The organism is Undibacterium sp. TJN25 (genome assembly GCF_049339885.1).
GTDB lineage: Bacteria > Pseudomonadota > Gammaproteobacteria > Burkholderiales > Burkholderiaceae_D > Undibacterium.
Window position 1 is genome coordinate 70,116 of the sequence record NZ_JBMPPM010000009.1, and the last position, 18,825, is coordinate 88,940.

Below are 18,825 nucleotides of genomic sequence, written 5' to 3' on the forward strand. Positions count from 1 at the left end.
TAAGCTGGCTTAAATGTAAGCGGGCACCAAGCAATGCTTATGCTCGATGTGATATTCAAATTCTTCGTGGAAATTCTTGACGAAAGCACGAACCGGCATCGCCGCCGCATCGCCCAGCGCACAGATCGTGCGGCCCTGGATGTTGTCGGCAACCGAGTTCAGCAGGTCCAGATCTTCAGGACGGCCCTGCCCGTTTTCTATGCGGTTCACCATACGGTACATCCAGCCCGTGCCTTCTCGGCAAGGAGTGCACTGACCGCAGGACTCTTCAAAATAGAAGTAAGACAGGCGCAGCAGGGATTTGACCATGCAGCGAGTGTCATCCATCACGATCACGGCGCCTGAACCCAGCATGGAGCCAGCCTTGGCGATCGAATCGTAATCGAGATCGGTATTCATCATGACATCGCCGACAACGACGGGAGCAGACGAACCGCCGGGGATGACAGCCTTGATCTTTTTGCCGCCGCGCATGCCGCCTGCGAGTTCCAGCAGCGTTGCAAACGGGGTGCCCAATGGAATTTCATAATTACCGGGGCGCTCAACGTCGCCGGAAATCGAGAAAATCTTGGTGCCGCCATTATTCGGCTTGCCCATTGCGGCGTAGTTCTCGCCGCCCACCGCGAAGATGAAAGGCACGGCCGCAAAAGTTTCGGTATTGTTGATCGTGGTCGGCTTGCCGTACAGGCCAAAGCTTGCAGGGAAAGGCGGCTTGAAGCGCGGCTGCCCCTTCTTGCCTTCCAGCGATTCCAGCAACGCAGTTTCTTCGCCGCAGATATAGGCACCGTAGCCGTGATGGGCGTGCAACTGGAACGAGAATTCAGAACCGGCGATGTTATTGCCCAGCATGCCGGCGGAGCGTGCTTCTTCCAGCGCTTCTTCGAAGCGGTCGTACTCCGCGAAGATCTCGCCGTGGATATAGTTGTAGCCAACAGTAATGCCCATCGCATACGCGCCGATGGCCATGCCTTCGATCAGTGCATGCGGGTTGTAGCGGATGATGTCGCGATCCTTGAACGTACCTGGTTCGCCCTCGTCCGTATTACAGACCAGATACTTCTGGCCGGGAAACTGGCGCGGCATGAAACTCCACTTCAGGCCGGTAGGAAAACCCGCGCCGCCGCGTCCGCGCAGCGAAGCGGCCTTCAGTTCAGCGATGACCTGCTCCGGCGTGATCTTGTCGTTCAGGATGCGCTTCAGCTGCTGATAGCCGCCGCGCTTGACGTAATCGTCCAGGTGCCAGTTCTTGCCGTCCAGGCCTGCCAGGATCAGCGGTTTGATATGGCGATCATGCAAGCTCGTCATTATGCCCCCGCCGGTGTGTGTGTTTGCAGCTCGCTGACGAGCTCATCAATTTTTTCATTCGACATGAAGCTGCACATGCGCTTGTTGTTAACCAGCATGACCGGCGCGTCGCCGCAGGCGCCCATGCATTCGCCTTCCACCAGTGTGAACATGCCGTCCGCGCTGGTGTCCTTGTAGTCGATGCCGAGCTTTTGCTTCAGGTGATGCGCAGCGCGTTCACCGCCAGACAAGGCGCAAGGCAGGTTGGTGCAGACCGAAATCTTGAACTTGCCGACCGGCTTGGTGTTGTACATGTTGTAGAAAGTTGCCACTTCCTGCACCGCCACCGCCGGCATGCCGATGTAATCGGCCAGCGTCTGCATGACGTCCGGCGATACCCAGCCGGTTTCGTCCTGCGCGATAGCCAGCGCAGCCATGACGGCCGACTGTCTTTGATCTGCCGGATACTTTGCCAGTTCCCGGTCAATCTTCTTGAATGCTTGCTCTGATAACACCATAGCTAATGCCTTTAAAATCGCCGCCCAATGGGCAGTCAATCATCTATCAATTTCGCCAAACACAATATCCTGCGTACCAATGATGGTCACAGCATCCGCAATCATGTGGCCCTTGGCCATTTCGTCCAGGCCCTGCAGATGCGGGAAGCCCGGCGCGCGGATTTTCAAGCGGTAAGGCTTGTTCGCGCCGTCGGAAATCAGGTAGATACCGAATTCGCCTTTCGGATGCTCAACTGCTGCGTAAGCCTCGCCTGCCGGCACGTGGAAACCTTCGGTGAACAGCTTGAAGTGATGGATCAGTTCTTCCATGTTCGACTTCATGTTCACGCGGTGCGGCGGCGCAATCTTGTGGTTGTCGGTGATGACCGGACCCTGGTTGTTGCGCAGCCATTCAATGCACTGCTTGATGATGCGGTTGGACTGACGCATTTCTTCAACCCGCACCAGATAGCGGTCATAACTATCGCCATTAACGCCGACAGGAATATCGAAATCCAGCAGGTCGTACACTTCATACGGCTGCTTCTTGCGCAGATCCCATTCAATGCCTGAACCGCGCAGCATTGCGCCGGTAAAGCCCATGGCCTTGGCACGCTCAGGCGACACCACCCCAATACCTACCAGGCGCTGTTTCCAGATACGGTTATCGGTCAGCAGCGTTTCGTATTCGTCGACGTATTTCGGGAAACGGTTAGTGAAGTCCTCAATGAAATCCAGCAGCGAACCCTGGCGATTTTCATTCAGCAGGCGCATCGCCTTTTCATTCTTCAGCGAAGACACCTTGAACTGCGGCATTTGCTCTGGCAGATCACGGTACACGCCACCCGGACGATAATAGGCAGCATGCATGCGGGCGCCGGAAACTGCTTCATAGCAGTCCATCAGATCTTCGCGTTCGCGGAATGCATACAGGAACACCGCCATCGCGCCCACGTCCAGCGCATGTGCGCCTATCCACAGCAGATGGTTCAGGATACGGGTAATTTCGTCGAACATCACGCGGATGTACTGGGCGCGCAAGGGAACTTCCAGGCCCAGCATTTTTTCGATCGCCATCACATAGGCGTGCTCATTCGACATCATCGACACATAGTCGAGCCTGTCCATGTAAGGCACGGACTGGATAAAGGTCTTTTGTTCCGCCAGCTTTTCAGTTCCGCGATGCAACAGGCCGATATGCGGATCGGCGCGTTGAATGACTTCGCCATCCAACTCAAGCACGAGACGCAAGACGCCGTGTGCAGCGGGATGCTGCGGACCAAAGTTCAGGGTGTAATTTTTAATCTCGGCCATTATTTCATCCCGTAATGTTCTTCACGAATGACGCGCGGCGTGATCTCACGCGGCTCTACAGTCACAGGCTGATAAATGACGCGCTTCTGCTCCGGGTCGTAACGCATTTCCACATAGCCGGAAATCGGAAAATCCTTGCGGAAAGGATGGCCGATGAAGCCATAGTCGGTCAGGATGCGGCGCAAGTCATTGTGGCCGTCAAACAGGATGCCGAAGAAGTCAAAAGCTTCGCGCTCATACCAGTTGGCAGTGCTCCAGATATCGATCAGCGAAGGCAGTACCGGCATGTCGTCGTCGCTGGCGAACACGCGCACGCGCAGACGCCAGTTATGCTTGATGGACAGCAGGTGGGACACCGCTGCGAAGCGGGCGCCATCCCAGGCGCCGTCACCGTAAGTGGAATAGTCCACGCCGCACAGGTCGATCAATTCTTCAAATTGGGTATCGGCATGGTCGCGCAAATCGCGCATGGCGCCAAAGTAGGCCGTCGGACTGACAACGATCGTCAATTCGCCGAGCGCCGCAGTGAACTTCAGGAGTCTATCGCCCAAGACATTTTTTACTGCCGTCTCAAGGATTTCCAGTTTGGTAGTCATAATTTAAAAAGCCGCTCTAAGAGTCGCCGGATGCACGCACAAGCTGCGCGCGCGATTTACGCAAGCACCAGTATCAGCGCGCTATTGTATTGGTACGCTTAATCTTGTTTTGCAACTGGATAATGCCGTACAACAAAGCTTCCGCAGTCGGCGGGCAGCCAGGAACATAAATATCGACAGGTACGATGCGGTCGCATCCACGTACCACGGAATACGAATAGTGGTAGTAGCCGCCGCCGTTGGCGCATGAACCCATGGAAATCACCCAGCGTGGCTCCGCCATCTGGTCATATACCTTGCGCAAGGCCGGAGCCATTTTATTGCACAGCGTGCCGGCCACGATCATCACATCCGACTGGCGGGGCGATGGGCGAAACACCACGCCAAAACGATCCAGATCGTAACGCGACGCACCTGCATGCATCATCTCCACCGCGCAGCATGCCAGACCGAACGTCATGGGCCACATCGAACCCGTGCGTGTCCAGTTGATCAGCTTGTCTGCCGTTGTGGTGACAAAACCTTCGTTTAATACGCCTTCAATTGCCATAATAGTTTCCTTCGATCACTCCCAATCCAGGGCGCCTTTTTTCCAGATATACCAGAAGCCAACCGCGAATTCGGCAATGAAACCGAGCATGATCAGAAAACCGTACCATCCCAGGTCGCGCATTGCGACGCCCCACGGGAAGAAAAAAGCGGTTTCCAGGTCAAACAAGATAAACAGGATTGCCACCAGATAATAACGAACGTCAAACTTCATGCGCGCGTCTTCGAAAGCTTCGAAGCCGCACTCATAAGGAGACAATTTTTGGTCATCAGGCTTAAAGGGCGCAAGAACGCGACCCAGCACCTGCGGCACGACGCCAACGCCGATACCGACCAGAATAAATAAGAGAACAGGGAAATAATTTTCGAGGTTCACGTTAGGCTACCTGTAATTGAACGATACGTTGAGGGTGTTCCGCAAATCGGCTGCTTGATGCAGCCTTAAGAACACCCTTTGAATGATTCGATGAATCAAAACGACCACTTCCTCGACTATGCCAGTTGAAGAACACTGGCCATACTTTTTTATTGGTGCCGACGACGAGACTCGAACTCGTACAGCTTTCGCCACTACCCCCTCAAGATAGCGTGTCTACCAATTTCACCACGTCGGCCTAAGCCCCGTATTCTACTATGAGCAGCGTCATTGTTCAACGCACAATTGCACCAACTCAATGCTTTTTACAGAGCGAAACAAAACTATTTAGGGATCTGGTTTGCCTGGCCCGCAGCACTGGAAGGCGCAGCAACTGCAGGAGCAGCAGGCGCACTTGCGGCAGCGGCGGAAGCACCGGCAGCAGTCACCGCTTTAACGGCAGGCAGATTATCCATCACACCGGCGGAAGGTGCTGTATTGCGGTTTGCACCCATGTATGCCAGCGCCAGGGTTGCTGCGAAAAAAACTGCAGCGGCAACGCCGGTAGATTTGGACAGGAAGTTCGACGAACCGGTAGCGCCGAACAGGCTGCCGGATGCACCCGAGCCGAATGAGGCACCCATATCAGCACCCTTACCGTGCTGCAAGAGAACCAGACCGATAATCGTCAGCGCCGCCAGAACCTGAACAATCACTACCAAAGTGAACATAGTTTGCATTCAATACACCCAATTAAAATTAATCATTACCACACCACAAAAACAAAACGAATCCCTGCCTCGCACCGCTTTCCGACGCGGATCAGGCTGCCGCCACAATCGCCAGGAAGTCTGCCGATTTCAACGCTGCGCCGCCTATCAGACCGCCATCTATATCCGCCATTGCCAGCAACTCCTTGGCATTATCAGGCTTCATGCTGCCACCGTACAAAATCTGCACGCGCTGCGCGGCATCCGCATCCTTAGCGGCGATCAGGCTGCGCAATACTGCGTGCACGTCCTGCGCCATCTGCGGCGTTGCAGTCTTGCCGGTACCAATTGCCCATACCGGCTCATACGCCACCACAATACTATCCAGCGCGGCGACATCCAGCATGTCGAGCACCGCCTGCAATTGCGCAGTGACCACATTATCGGTCTGCCCCAGTTCGCGTTGCTGCAGGGTCTCGCCGACACAGACAATCGGCGTCAATCCCGCTTGCAGCGCCTGCAAGGCTTTTTGCGCTACCAGGGCATCGCTTTCAAGATGATACGCCCGGCGCTCGGAATGCCCTACGATCACATACTGGCAAGCACAATCCGCCAGCATTGCCGCCGACATCTCTCCAGTGTAGGCACCCGCAACATGCGCAGATACATCCTGAGCGCCCCACGCCACTGCACTGCCGGCCAGTACATCAGCACATTGCAGCAAATAGGGCGCAGGCGGACAAACCAGTACATCGCATCCCGCACCGGCTTTTAGTCCAGCCTTGATTTCGGCCAGCAATGCAGCATTGGCAGCAGAGCTGCCATTCATCTTCCAGTTACCGGCTATCAGAGTACGTCGCATGGCCACCCAAAATTCAATTAACCCTCTATTGTAGCCCGTGCGCTATAAGGGGTCAAACAAGCGGCCCCATAAAACTTGGCAAACCAACACAAAAAAGGCAAAAATCAGGAAAGCTGGGGCAAGCAGTGGGAAACCTCACAGGCAAAGCCCCGAACCAAAACAACAAAACGTCAGGCCACTTGCAGCACAATCTTGCCAATGTGATTACTGCTTTCCATCAACGCATGGGCTTGCGCCGCCTGCTCCAGCGGAAATACCTGATGGATGACGGGCTTGATCCTGCCGGATTCCAGCAAAGGCCACACCCTGGCCTGCAATTGTTGCGCAATCGCCGCCTTGAAAGCCATCGGCCGCGGCCGCAGCGTGGAGCCGGATATGCTAAGCCGGCGGCGCAGCACCTGCGACAGATCGATGGTCGCGCTGGCCCCGCCCAGCAGGGCAATCAGCGCCAGCCGGCCGTCATCGGCCAGACAATCGATCTCGCGCGGCACGTAGTCGCCCGCCACCATGTCCAAGATCACATCCACGCCCTTGCCGCCGGTCAGCGACTTGACGACTTCCCTGAAGTCCTCGGTTTTATAGTTGATGCCGCGCTCCGCGCCCAGGCGCTCCGCGGCCCGGCATTTGTCGTCGGAACCTGCGGTGGCAAACACCCTGTGACCCATCGCGGTAGCGATCTGGATAGCGGTGACGCCTATGCCGGAGGTACCGCCCTGCACCATCAGCGTCTCGCCTGCGGAGAGCCGCGAACGGTCAAACACGTTCGTCCACACGGTAAAGAAAGTCTCAGGCAGCGAAGCCGCCTCCACTGCCGATAAACCCGCAGGCACAGGCAGGCACTGCCCCACCGGCGCGGCGCAGTATTCCGCATAACCGCCACCCTGCACCAATGCACAGACCAGGTCGCCTTTTTTAAAGCCGCTGCCAGCCAGGTCGCCATCAACAATTTCGCCCGCTACTTCCAGTCCCGGCAGATCGGATGCGCCAGGCGGTACGGGGTAATGACCCATGCGCTGCAATACGTCAGGCCGGTTGATGCCGGCCGCCAATACACGGATCAATACTTCGCCAGCCTTCAGCTGGGGAATATCGCGCTCGCACAATTTCAACACTTCCGGCTTGCCGTACTGGGAAATTTCTATCGCCCGCATCATGTCCACATCTTTCATGTCCGCATCCTTTAGGAAAAAACCGATTCTATCCGATAAAAAAAACGCCCGTTGAACACGGGCGTTTTCAGAGATCGGAACGGCTTGCGCCGCCCGGAAATTACTCCGGCTGTTGCTGCGGAGCCGATTGCTGCTGTTGCTGCTGAGGCTCAGCTTCCGCTGCAGCCTTCATCGACAGCTTGAAGCGGCCACGGTCGTCTGTTTCCAGCACTTTTACGCGTACTTGCTGGCCTTCTTTCAGGTAGTCGGCAACTGCGTTCACGCGCTCATTGGCGATCTGGCTGATGTGCAGCAAACCGTCTTTGCCCGGCATGATCTGTACGATCGCGCCGAAGTCCAGCAGTTTCAGCACTGTGCCGTCGTAGGTTTTACCCACTTCGACTTCAGCAGTCAGCTCTTCAATACGGCGCTTGGCTTCCTGGCCTGCGGCTGCATCAACGGAAGCGATAGTCACGATACCTTCATCACTGATATCGATCTGCGTGCCGGTTTCTTCCGTCAGCGCGCGGATGACTGCGCCGCCCTTGCCGATCACATCACGGATTTTTTCCGGATTGATCTTGACAGTGATCAGGCGCGGAGCGAAGTCAGACAGTTCAGCTTTACCGTGAGGTACGGCTTCCTGCATTTTTGCCAGGATGTGCACGCGGCCTTCTTTGGCTTGCGCCAGTGCGACTTGCATGATTTCCTTGGTAATGCCCTGGATCTTGATATCCATTTGCAGCGCAGTGATGCCTTCTGCAGTGCCGGCCACTTTAAAGTCCATGTCGCCCAGGTGATCTTCATCACCCAGGATGTCGGTCAGCACGGCAAACTTGTTGCCGTCCTTGATCAGGCCCATTGCGATACCGGCGACGTGCGCCTTCATCGGAACGCCTGCATCCATCAAGGCCAGGCAGCCGCCGCAGACGGAAGCCATCGACGACGAACCATTGGATTCAGTGATTTCGGAAACCAGACGTACCGAGTAGCTGAAATCCTCAGGAGATGGCAATGCAGCCTGCAATGCACGCTTGGCCAAACGGCCATGGCCGATTTCGCGGCGCTTAGGCGTGCCTACACGGCCTGTTTCGCCGGTTGCAAACGGAGGCATGTTGTAATGCAGCATGAAGCGGTCTGAGTATTCGCCCATCAGTGCATCGATTTTTTGCTCGTCACGGGCTGTGCCCAGAGTAGCAATTACCAGTGCCTGTGTTTCACCACGGGTGAACAGCGCCGTGCCATGCGTACGCGGCAATACGCCGGTGCGGATGGAAATAGGACGCACAGTGCGTGTGTCGCGGCCGTCGATACGTGGCTCGCCGTCCAGGATCTGGGAACGAACGATTTTCGCTTCCAGGTCAAACAGGATATTGCCCACTTCAGAGGAATCCGGAGCGGATTCGCCTTTTGCAGCAGCCTGCTCGGCCAGTGCAGCACCAACCTTGGAAGTCGCATCTTTCAGCAACTGGGTACGGGCTTGTTTTTCTTTAGTCTGGTAAGCGGCACGCAGCAGCGGTTCCGCTACTGCCGTGACAGCAGAAATCAGCACTTCATTCTTCGGCGCTGGCGCCCATTGCACTTCAGGCTTGCCGCCATCGCGCACCAGGTCGTGAATCGCATTGATGACTGCTTTCATCTGGTCATGGCCGAACACCACTGCGCCCAGCATGACTTCTTCAGACAACTGCTGCGCTTCAGATTCAACCATCAGCACCGCCTGCTCAGTACCGGCAACCACCAGATCCATCGCTGAAGTTTTCAGCTGGGTGGAAGTCGGGTTCAGTACATACTGGCCATCGATGTAGCCAACGCGCGCGGCGCCAACCGGGCCGCTGAAAGGAACGCCGGAAACGCACAGTGCAGCGGAAGCGCCGATCATTGCGGCGATATCCGGATCGATTTCAGGATTAACCGACAATACGTGCACGATGACCTGCACTTCGTTCATGTAACCTTCCGGGAACAATGGACGGATAGGACGGTCGATCAGACGGGAAGTCAGGGTTTCTTTTTCGGAAGGCCGGCCTTCGCGCTTGAAGAAACCGCCAGGGATACGCCCGGCAGCATAGGTTTTTTCAAGGTAATCAACAGTCAGGGGAAAGAAATCCTGGCCTGGCTTGGCATCCTTGCGCGCAACGACGGTTGCCAGTACCACGGTATCCTCGATGGAAACCAGGACTGCGCCGGAGGCTTGGCGAGCGATCTCACCGGTTTCCAGGGTAACTTGATGTTGACCGTACTGGAAGGTTTTAGTAACTTTATTAAACATAATGCGTCCTTTCTATTTTGCCGACAGATTTTCAGGCGCTGTCGTTCACCTCACCACGGACGATTCCAGGAATAAGGGTCGTCTTACTGCACACTACAAAACTTCATAAAACCGATGCTGCATGCTGCACCAACGACAAAAAGCCCGCGACAGTGAACTGACGCAGGCTTTTTGCTATAAAACTTTTGCTGTAAAAAGCAATGAATTACTTACGCAGACCGAGTTTTTCGATCAGGGAACGATAACGGTTCAAGTCTTTGTTTTTCAGGTAAGACAACAAGCTCTTACGACGATTGACCATCATGATCAGACCGCGACGGGAATGGTGATCTTTAGCGTGAGCCTTGAAGTGACCATTCAGGTCGTTGATACGTGCAGTCAGCAAAGCGACTTGCACTTCCGGAGAACCTGTGTCGTTCTGACCACGGGCATTGTCCGCAACGATGGCGGCTTTAGCGTTTTTTTCAATAGACATAATATTCCTTAACATGCGATAAAAAGAGTAAGAACCAGGACCTGAGCCCCGCAACCCTTCACTTTATCGTGATTAAACAAGCATTAACACGTCCTGCCGGGATGGCAAGACGCGTGAATATAGCACAAATGCGATGGCGAATCAAATATCTGCCCGCGCATTACCCCGTGCGTGCGGCGTTAGATCTGCGGATTGAGCTTTTCTATCTTGGAATGCAATTTATTCAATGCCGACAGATAAGCTTTCGCTGAGGCAACAACAATATCCGGGTCTGCGCCTACCCCATTGACGATGCGCCCTGCCTTGGACAGGCGCATCGTCACTTCGCCTTGCGACTGGGTGCCGGTCGTGATTGCATTGACGGAGAACAGCAGCAGTTCCGAGCCGCTTTGCGTGCGGGATTCAATCGCATTGACGATGGCATCGACGGGACCATTACCATGGCCGTCGCAGGTCACTTCCTTGGAATCGATGACAAAGACGATTTTTGCGGCCGGCCGCTCGCCGGTTTCCGAATGCTGCGCCAGCGACACAAAGCGATAGTATTCATTCTCGTGCGCATGCTCTTCGTCCGACACCAGCGCCATGATGTCTTCATCGAAGATTTCGGACTTGCGGTCCGCCAGCTCTTTAAAACGGGCAAACGCAGCATTGACATCGGCTTCGGATTCCAGCTTGATGCCCAGCTCTTCCAGCCGCTGCTTGAAGGCGTTGCGGCCCGACAGTTTGCCCAGCACGATCTTGTTGGCGCTCCAGCCCACGTCTTCCGCACGCATGATCTCGTAGGTATCACGCGCCTTCAGGATACCGTCCTGGTGAATGCCGGACGCATGGGCAAATGCATTGGCGCCTACCACTGCCTTGTTAGGCTGCACGGCAAACCCCGTAATCTGCGACACCAGCTTGGATGTCGCGACGATCTGCGTCGTGTCAATGTTGAAATCCAGGTTGAAATGGTCCTTGCGGGTGCGTACGGCCATCACGATTTCTTCCAGTGCAGTATTGCCGGCACGCTCGCCCAGGCCGTTGATTGTGCATTCCACCTGGCGCGCGCCGCCTATCATGACGCCGGCCAGCGAGTTCGCAACCGCCATGCCGAGATCGTTGTGGCAATGCACGGACCAGACAGCCTTATCGGAATTGGGAATACGCTCACGCAACGTCCTCAGCATATTGCCGTACAGTTCAGGCACGCCGTAGCCTACGGTGTCTGCAAAGTTGATCGTGGTGGCGCCCTCGGCGATCACTGCCTCAATCACGCGGCACAGGAAATCCATATCGGAGCGGCTGCCGTCTTCCGGGCTGAACTCCACATCATCGGTAAATTTGCGGGCAAAGCGCACCGCCTGCCTGGCCTGTTCAAACACCTGGTCCGGCGTCATGCGCAGCTTTTTCTCCATGTGCAGCGGAGAAGTGGCGATAAAGGTGTGGATGCGTTTTCTTTCCGCCGATTCCAGCGCTTCGGCGGCGCGTGAAATATCCCTGTCATTGGCACGCGACAGCGAGCAGATAATGGATTCCCTGACCGTCGATGAAATGGCCTTGATGGCCTCGAAATCGCCCGGCGAAGCAGCGGCAAACCCAGCCTCGATCACGTCCACCTTCAGGCGTTCCAGCTGGCGTGCAATACGGATTTTTTCATCCTTGGTCATTGAAGCGCCGGGCGATTGTTCGCCGTCGCGCAAGGTCGTGTCGAATATGATGAGTTTTTCTGCCATGATCTGCTCTCCTGATGAGTAAGCCTGCGTGTCTGATTCAAAAAATTTTGATGCCCTTCCGCCTATCCTTGCAAATCACACATGGATGGGGAGACGGCTCAAATTGTGGGAATGGGGGGATTTAGCGCGTTTACCGCACTAGATGGGTTGCCGGTAGCGGCAATAGCAAGCCTCGTAGGCCTGCTGTGGCGTATATTGCGAAGGATGTGAGCGCAAAATTCATGCAAAGACTATAAGCGCGATCAGCGGAAAGTGCAAGAATTTATAGCAGGTTTCCTCAACAAATAAGCGTCAAAAACAAAAAAGCCACGCCGCATTCGCATGGCGTGGCCCCGAGGATTTGATATCGCGGCAAGACTCACTTTTCGTCGTGGGTTTCCACCGTGGTCTGCACGATGCTGATAGGACGGCCATTGCGCCACCGCCATAACAAGACTACGTAACCGGAAAGCCCATACAGCACGAACAGGCCGAACAGCACCTTGGGAGGATCGCTAACCACCGCCACATACGCCAGCACGATCAGGAAAGGTGCAATGAAGGGCACAGAACGCTTCAGGTTGACATCCTTGAAGCTGTAAAAAGGCACATTGGTCACCATGGTCAAGCCTGCATACAGCGTAATGAACCAGGCGATCCAGCTGAGGCTGGCGCCGATAAAGTGCAGGTCTTCCATCAGCAGCACAAAGCCGGCGACCAGCGCTGCCGCTGCAGGACTGGGCAAACCCTGGAAATAACGTTTATCGACGACGGCAATATTGGTATTGAAACGCGCCAACCGCAGCGCGGCGCCGGCGCAATAGACGAACGCCGCCAGCCAGCCCAGCTTGCCCATGCCTTTCAGCGACCATTCATATACCACCAGCGCAGGCGCCGCGCCAAAGGAAATCATGTCCGACAGGCTGTCGTACTGCGCACCGAATTCGCTCTGGGTATTGGTCATGCGGGCCACGCGCCCATCCAGGCTATCCAGCACCATTGCCACGAATATCGCCAGCGCCGCCTGGTCAAACAGCTTGTTCATGCCCATGACAATGGCATAGAAGCCGCAAAACAATGCGGCGGTAGTGAATGCGTTCGGCAGCAGGTAAATGCCGCGCCGCCTCTTGACCGGACGCCCCCGCTCCTGCGCAACGGCATCAGCCGCAAATTGACCTTTGCGGGCCCGCTTGGGGAAAAGCTTGAAACTGCCTTTGGGTTTGCGGCTTGGGGGAGATGTCATGCGAATTTTCAGCGTTTATATTATTGGAGTGTAAATATACTTGATCGGGCGACGGGTCACCATGATTTAATCCATCTCGGCGCCCGGGGAGCGTTCCAGATTATTTTATTTTGAAATTTTCCTGGAAGAAGCCTGAGTGCCGCTGAAGTATACCCCCTATTTCCTCGCAGGAAAACTATTGCTGCGGGCATGCAGGGTAATACATGCCCGCAGCGTCAGCAGTAAGGCTTACTTGAGCCTGATCTTACCCACAACCCGGGCATTCAGCGTGGTGATGCCGGGCTCAAAACTGGGCTCCGCCACGTCCGCATCCATGCGCGAGGATTTCGCCATCATCATTGGCGCGGCCCGAAAAACAGGTTCGGCATTGTCATTGCCGTCAAAGTTGACAGATTCGATGACCGCATCCACCGGCTTGCGCCCCATTGCAGCAGCAATGACGCCGACCTTTTCAAGCAGGTTCTTGTAGCTGGCTTCCAGGCGCTCAGCTTCCAATTTTTTGGCAGCTGCATCGGACAAGCCGAAAGACAGGCCATTCAGCGCCAGCACCTTTTGCACGACAGCTGTCGTCGCAGGCAGCTGCTTCAGGTTCTGCGTCTTCACTTCCAGGTATTGGCCCACGCGCCAACCGGTCTGGGTGCGCTTGCGCGGCTGACTGGAGGCGGATGCCACCTCGTCGGCATATACCGGGTAGGTGTAATAACCGCGCGTGGTCAGCAAGGCTTGCGGGTCTTCCTTCTTGATGATGTCCGTGCCGGTCTTCATCTTCTGGTTGACGCGGGAAGCAGCCTTGTCCTTTTCCTTGTCCTGCTCTTCAATAAAGAACGTGGCGACGGCCTGGTCGTTATCGGCCTTGATGTCGGCACTCCCGGACACAGTGACAAGGGCGCCACTCACCTGCTGGGCGTGGGCAGGTAAAGCAGCAGGCAGAGCAATAACAGCGATTACACTTGCGGCGGCGACAGCGATGACAGGTTTCATAGTTTTCTCCAAAAAAAGCGTTCAGGCGACGAAGCTTGCCATGAAGCTTCAGAAATTGCCAATTCATTCACAATCACTAACAATTGCGTGCGGCAATATCCGGGATGAGCTTGAAGATGGGGGATGGGAGATGGACCTGCCAGCTCCGGCAACAGCTATGCTGAAGCCTTTTCCAGAATCAACTGGTCCAGCCAGACTTTGGCCGCGGCATAGTCGTCGAAGAATTCGCAGGCGCAGACATCTTCATACAGGCGGTGAAATGCAGATTCCACCACGCCCCTGCCGGCAACATCCCTGGCCGCGACCACCAACTGGGCGATGCATCCATAGTGCGCGACCGCATAGGATGAGGCTGCGCCTATGGCCGTCATTGCTTCGGGCGTGCACAGCATGGATTCATGGATGATGGCAATGCCGCCCCAGGGGCCGCCATTCTGCATCTGCTCCGCATAGGGATTGACTTCCCTGGCCCAGTCCTTCACCAGTTCCAGATTCCACGGTCCCGTCACCTCGGACACGATCACGCGGTCATCGATATGCAGGCTGAACCGGCCATGCGGCGTAAAGACTTCACTCATATCAACGGGCGCACTTTCAAAAGAGCTGTAATCCGGGGACATAGAATCAAACTGCGAATCAGCTTGAAGAGCGGTAAGTATATTACCGAAATGCAAGCTCTGGCTGGTTTACTCAAAACCCGGCAACGGCCATTTATTTTCTATTGACGCTCTGCTTATTTTCAGATGAAAAAAAAGCTGCACCTGCGTGCAGCTTTTCGACTTCAAGCTGTGTGCGCTTGCAAGCGCACACTGGATGATGCCCAGCGAATTAATTGAATTAGTTTTTCGATTGATCGACCAGTTTGTTTTTGACGATCCATGCGCACTTGAAGGCGAAAAAAAAGCTGCACCTGCGTGCAGCTTTTCGGCTTCAAGCCGTGTGCGCTTGCAAGCGCACACTGGGTGATGCTTGGCGAACGAATTGAATTAGTTTTTCGATTGATCTACCAGTTTGTTTTTAGCGATCCATGCGCACTTGAAGGCGAAAAAAAAGCTGCACATGCGTGCAGCTTTTCGGCTTCAAGCCGTGTGCGCTTGCAAGCGCACACTGGGTGATGCTTGGCGAACGAATTGAATTAGTTTTTCGATTGATCTACCAGTTTGTTTTTAGCGATCCATGGCATCATGGCCCGCAGCTTGCCGCCCACTTCTTCAATCTGATGTTCGGCAGTCAAACGGCGACGCGAGATTAGCGTCGGAGCGCCTGCCTTGTTTTCCAGAATGAAGCTCTTCGCATATTCGCCGGTCTGGATATCCTTCAGGCATTGGCGCATCGCGTTCTTGGTATCTTCGGTCACGATGCGAGGGCCGGTGACGTATTCGCCGTACTCTGCATTGTTGGAGATCGAATAATTCATGTTGGCGATACCGCCTTCATAGATCAGGTCAACGATCAGCTTCAGTTCGTGCAGGCACTCGAAGTAGGCCATTTCAGGCGCATAGCCGGCTTCCACCAGCGTTTCGAAACCTGCCTTGATCAGTTCAACCGCGCCGCCGCACAATACTGCCTGTTCGCCGAACAGATCGGTTTCGGTTTCTTCGCGGAAGTTGGTTTCGATGATGCCGGCACGGCCGCCGCCGTTGGCCATCGCATAGGACAAAGCGATGTCGCGCGCGGAACCGGATTTGTCCTGGTACACGGCGATCAGGTGAGGCACGCCGCCGCCCTGGCTGTAAGTGCCGCGCACGGTGTGGCCCGGCGCTTTCGGCGCGATCATGATGACGTCCAGATCGGCACGCGGTACAACCTGGCCATAATGGACGTTGAAGCCGTGTGCAAATGCCAGTACCGCGGCTTGTTTGGCGTAAGGAGCGACGTTTTCGTTGTAGACCTGGGCGATGTTTTCGTCCGGCAGCAAGATCATGATAACGTCGGCCGCTTTAACGGCTTCATTGACTTCAGCTACGTTCAGGCCGGCATTTTTTGCCTTGTTCCAGGACGCGCCGTCCTTACGCAATGCGACAGTCACTTTGCAGCCGGAATCGTTCAGGTTTTGTGCGTGCGCATGGCCCTGGGAACCGTAGCCGATGATGGTTACGTTTTTGTCTTTGATCAGGGACAGGTCACAATCTTTATCGTAGAAAACTTTCATTTTTAATCCTAGTAATTTAATTGAATTGAATGGGTAGCGGGCTCAGCAGAAACCCGGTTCAGACCTTGAGGATACGCTCGCCGCGGCCAATGCCGGAACCGCCGGTGCGGACTGTTTCCAGGATCGCCGTTCGGTCGATGGAATCAATAAAGGCGTCCAGCTTGCCCTTGTTGCCGGTCAGTTCTATCGTGTAAGTCTTTTCGGTCACATCGATGATACGGCCACGGAAAATGTCCGCGGTGCGTTTCATCTCTTCGCGTTCCTTGCCGACCGCGCGCACCTTGATCAGCATCAGCTCGCGCTCGATATGCGCACCCTCAGTCAGATCCACCACCTTGACGACCTCAATCAGCCGGTTCAGGTGCTTGGTGATCTGTTCGATGATGTCGTCCGAGCCGGAAGTGACGATGGTCATCCGCGACAGGGTGGCATCTTCGGTAGGCGCAACAGTCAGCGTTTCAATGTTGTAGCCGCGCGCGGAGAACAGGCCGACCACGCGCGATAAGGCACCCGCTTCATTTTCCAGCAAAACAGAAATGATATGTCTCATGTTACAGATCCTCCGAACCGAGCAGCATTTCAGTCAGGCCCTTGCCTGCCTTGACCATGGGCCAGACATTCTCGGTTTGATCCGTAATGAAGTTCATGAACACCAGCCTGTCCTTCATCGCAAACGCTTCCCTCATCGCGCCATCGACGTCGCCCGGCTTTTCTATCTTCATGCCGACGTGGCCATAGGCCTCCACCAGCTTGTTAAAGTCCGGCAGAGAGTCCATGTAGGATTCGGAATAGCGTGAACCATAATCGATCTGCTGCCACTGCCTGACCATTCCAAGGAAGCGGTTGTTCAGCAAGACGATTTTCGGTGTCAGGTGGTATTGCTTGCAGGTTGCCAGCTCCTGAATGCACATCTGTATCGAGGCTTCGCCGGTCACACAGGCGACCGTCGCATCCGGGTTTGCCATCTGCACGCCCATGGCGTACGGCAGGCCCACACCCATCGTGCCCAGGCCGCCGGAATTGATCCAGCGGCGCGGCTTGTCGAAACCGTAGTACTGCGCGGCCCACATCTGGTGCTGCCCCACGTCGGAAGTGATGAAGGCGTCGCCCTTGGTCACTTCCCACAGTTTTTGCACTACCGCCTGCGGCTTGATCACTTCGCTGGAAGTCGGGAACTTCAGGCAATCGCGGCTGCGCCATTCGGCGATCTGCTTCCACCATGCAGCCAGCGCCTTGGTATCGGGCCGAGTTTCAGCCACATTCAGCTGCGACAGGAATTCCTGCAGCACGTCCTTGACGTTGCCGACGATGGGGATATCAACCTTGACACGCTTGGAGATCGATGACGGATCGATGTCGATATGGATGATCTTGCGCGGCACCGAGGCAAAATTCTTAGGGTTGCCGATCACGCGGTCATCAAAACGCGCACCAATCGCAATCAGCACGTCGCAGTGCTGCATTGCCATATTGGCTTCGTAGGTGCCGTGCATGCCGGGCATACCGACGAATTTTTCGTCGGAAGACCGGTAAGCGCCGAGTCCCATCAGCGTATTGGTGACAGGAAAACCCAGTTTGTCGACCAGCTTGTTCAGTTCCGGCGCTGCATTAGCCAGTATGACGCCGCCGCCAGTGTAGATCATCGGACGTTCGGCCTGCAGCAGCAGTTGCACAGCCTTGCGGATCTGGCCTGAATGGCCCTTGTCCACAGGCTTGTAGGAGCGCATCTCTATCTCTTTCGGATAGGAATAGGTCGTTTTATGCATGGAGATATCCTTGGGGATATCCACCAGCACGGGACCCGGCCTGCCTGTAGATGCAATATAGAAAGCTTTTTTGATCGTTGTCGCCAGATCCCTGACGTCCTTGACCAGGAAGTTATGTTTGACGCAGGGACGGGTAATGCCGACCGTGTCGCATTCCTGGAAAGCATCCTGGCCGATCGCATGGCTGGGCACCTGGCCGGAAATGATGACCATGGGAATGGAATCCATGTAGGCCGTTGCCAGGCCTGTCACCGCATTGGTCACGCCCGGGCCGGAAGTCACCAGTGCTACGCCGACTTTCTGGGAGGAACGGGAATAAGCATCTGCAGCGTGAATCGCCGCCTGCTCATGGCGAACAAGGATATGTTGAAACTTGTCCTGGTTGAAGATTGCGTCGTAAATATACAGTACTGCACCGCCTGGATAGCCGAAAACGTGCTCTACGCCCTCTTCCGCCAAACATCGTACCAATATTTCTGCGCCTGTTATTTCTGTATTCATGGTGTTGTCCTTTCAAGGTCCATAGGAGATTGATAGGATGTTCTTTCCTGGCGAAATCGCTTCGCGCGGCTGCTAGCTGCCATTCCTTTTTGTGCTGTCACGCCACCCTTTATATGTCCGTTGGACATAGTTCCAGGCACCGCTTAAGGCACTCGTTCAGTCAGTGTTTAAGCCTTGCAACTACAAATTTCTCACGCTTGTGGCATGGGTTAGAACAAACAGCTTCAAGTAAAGCGCACCTGTCGTGAACGGCATTGTGGGCCGACACATCAGGCATTTGTTGCCCCGAGATCTCAGGGCGGACTAGTACGGTACTGCGTTGCACCAATCTGGTCAAGACAATTTCTTTGTTTTGGTGCAAAATTCTTGCAGAAATGCCCGTAAAATCGTCTATCAGGGTAAAAACTTGGGGACATCAGCCGG

Annotated in this window: 18 protein-coding genes and 1 tRNA gene; all 19 read right to left on the reverse strand. The window is 55.2% G+C overall.

Annotation, left to right across the window (positions count from 1 at the left end; translation table 11 throughout):
• Positions 1-9 precede the first annotated feature (9 nt).
• The 19 genes from nuoF to ACO0LO_RS21395 all read right to left on the reverse strand — a co-directional run bounded on the left by nuoF (position 10) and on the right by ACO0LO_RS21395 (position 18,402).
• Entirely contained in the window at positions 10-1,305 is a 1,296-nt protein-coding gene (nuoF, locus tag ACO0LO_RS21305) for an NADH-quinone oxidoreductase subunit NuoF (protein WP_422967160.1), read from the reverse strand.
• The gene (gene nuoE, locus ACO0LO_RS21310; RefSeq protein ID WP_422967162.1) at positions 1,305-1,802 is read right to left on the reverse strand and encodes an NADH-quinone oxidoreductase subunit NuoE; all 498 of its coding nucleotides are present in this window, start codon (positions 1,800-1,802) and stop codon (positions 1,305-1,307) included. The genes nuoF and nuoE overlap by 1 nt, the downstream gene beginning before the upstream one ends.
• Positions 1,803-1,841: 39 nt before the next feature.
• Positions 1,842-3,095, reverse strand: coding sequence for an NADH-quinone oxidoreductase subunit D (locus ACO0LO_RS21315; protein WP_422967163.1), 1,254 nt, complete (start codon positions 3,093-3,095; stop codon positions 1,842-1,844).
• On the reverse strand, positions 3,095-3,691 hold the full coding sequence (locus tag ACO0LO_RS21320) for an NADH-quinone oxidoreductase subunit C (protein WP_422967164.1): 597 nt from the start codon (positions 3,689-3,691) through the stop codon (positions 3,095-3,097). The genes ACO0LO_RS21315 and ACO0LO_RS21320 overlap by 1 nt, the downstream gene beginning before the upstream one ends.
• 73 nt (positions 3,692-3,764) lie before the next feature.
• Positions 3,765-4,241: a NuoB/complex I 20 kDa subunit family protein gene (locus ACO0LO_RS21325; RefSeq protein WP_188565832.1), complete on the reverse strand. Its 477-nt coding sequence runs from the start codon at positions 4,239-4,241 to the stop codon at positions 3,765-3,767.
• A gap of 15 nt (positions 4,242-4,256) precedes the next feature.
• Positions 4,257-4,616: an NADH-quinone oxidoreductase subunit A gene (locus tag ACO0LO_RS21330; RefSeq protein WP_422967166.1), complete on the reverse strand. Its 360-nt coding sequence runs from the start codon at positions 4,614-4,616 to the stop codon at positions 4,257-4,259.
• A gap of 153 nt (positions 4,617-4,769) precedes the next feature.
• Positions 4,770-4,854: transfer RNA gene (locus ACO0LO_RS21335), tRNA-Leu, on the reverse strand.
• A gap of 85 nt (positions 4,855-4,939) precedes the next feature.
• Positions 4,940-5,335, reverse strand: a complete 396-nt coding sequence (gene secG, locus ACO0LO_RS21340) for a preprotein translocase subunit SecG (RefSeq protein WP_422967168.1) — start codon at positions 5,333-5,335, stop codon at positions 4,940-4,942.
• 82 nt (positions 5,336-5,417) lie between these two features.
• On the reverse strand, positions 5,418-6,167 hold the full coding sequence (gene tpiA, locus ACO0LO_RS21345) for a triose-phosphate isomerase (protein WP_422967170.1): 750 nt from the start codon (positions 6,165-6,167) through the stop codon (positions 5,418-5,420).
• Between the two features lie 170 nt (positions 6,168-6,337).
• Entirely contained in the window at positions 6,338-7,318 is a 981-nt protein-coding gene (locus ACO0LO_RS21350; RefSeq protein ID WP_422967484.1) for an NAD(P)H-quinone oxidoreductase, read from the reverse strand.
• A 118-nt stretch (positions 7,319-7,436) separates the two neighbouring features.
• Complete coding sequence (pnp, locus tag ACO0LO_RS21355; RefSeq protein WP_422967172.1) at positions 7,437-9,587, reverse strand: polyribonucleotide nucleotidyltransferase; 2,151 nt, start codon at positions 9,585-9,587, stop codon at positions 7,437-7,439.
• 205 nt (positions 9,588-9,792) lie between these two features.
• On the reverse strand, positions 9,793-10,062 hold the full coding sequence (rpsO, locus tag ACO0LO_RS21360; RefSeq protein ID WP_188565838.1) for a 30S ribosomal protein S15: 270 nt from the start codon (positions 10,060-10,062) through the stop codon (positions 9,793-9,795).
• A 179-nt stretch (positions 10,063-10,241) separates the two neighbouring features.
• Complete coding sequence (locus ACO0LO_RS21365) at positions 10,242-11,780, reverse strand: 2-isopropylmalate synthase (protein WP_422967175.1); 1,539 nt, start codon at positions 11,778-11,780, stop codon at positions 10,242-10,244.
• Positions 11,781-12,138: 358 nt separating this feature from the next.
• Positions 12,139-13,002, reverse strand: a complete 864-nt coding sequence (pssA, locus tag ACO0LO_RS21370) for a CDP-diacylglycerol--serine O-phosphatidyltransferase (RefSeq protein WP_422967177.1) — start codon at positions 13,000-13,002, stop codon at positions 12,139-12,141.
• Between the two features lie 228 nt (positions 13,003-13,230).
• Positions 13,231-13,983 (reverse strand): SIMPL domain-containing protein, encoded by a 753-nt coding sequence (locus ACO0LO_RS21375; RefSeq protein WP_422967179.1) that lies wholly within the window; start codon positions 13,981-13,983, stop codon positions 13,231-13,233.
• A gap of 155 nt (positions 13,984-14,138) precedes the next feature.
• The gene (locus ACO0LO_RS21380) at positions 14,139-14,561 is read right to left on the reverse strand and encodes a hypothetical protein (RefSeq protein ID WP_422967180.1); all 423 of its coding nucleotides are present in this window, start codon (positions 14,559-14,561) and stop codon (positions 14,139-14,141) included.
• Positions 14,562-15,118: 557 nt separating this feature from the next.
• Positions 15,119-16,135: a ketol-acid reductoisomerase gene (gene ilvC / locus ACO0LO_RS21385; protein WP_422967182.1), complete on the reverse strand. Its 1,017-nt coding sequence runs from the start codon at positions 16,133-16,135 to the stop codon at positions 15,119-15,121.
• Between the two features lie 58 nt (positions 16,136-16,193).
• Positions 16,194-16,685 carry an acetolactate synthase small subunit gene (gene ilvN / locus ACO0LO_RS21390; protein ID WP_188565843.1) on the reverse strand — a complete coding sequence of 164 codons (492 nt, stop codon included), beginning with the start codon at positions 16,683-16,685 and terminating at the stop codon, positions 16,194-16,196.
• Between the two features lies 1 nt (position 16,686).
• Positions 16,687-18,402, reverse strand: a complete 1,716-nt coding sequence (locus ACO0LO_RS21395; RefSeq protein ID WP_422967184.1) for an acetolactate synthase 3 catalytic subunit — start codon at positions 18,400-18,402, stop codon at positions 16,687-16,689.
• Positions 18,403-18,825: the final 423 nt, after the last annotated feature.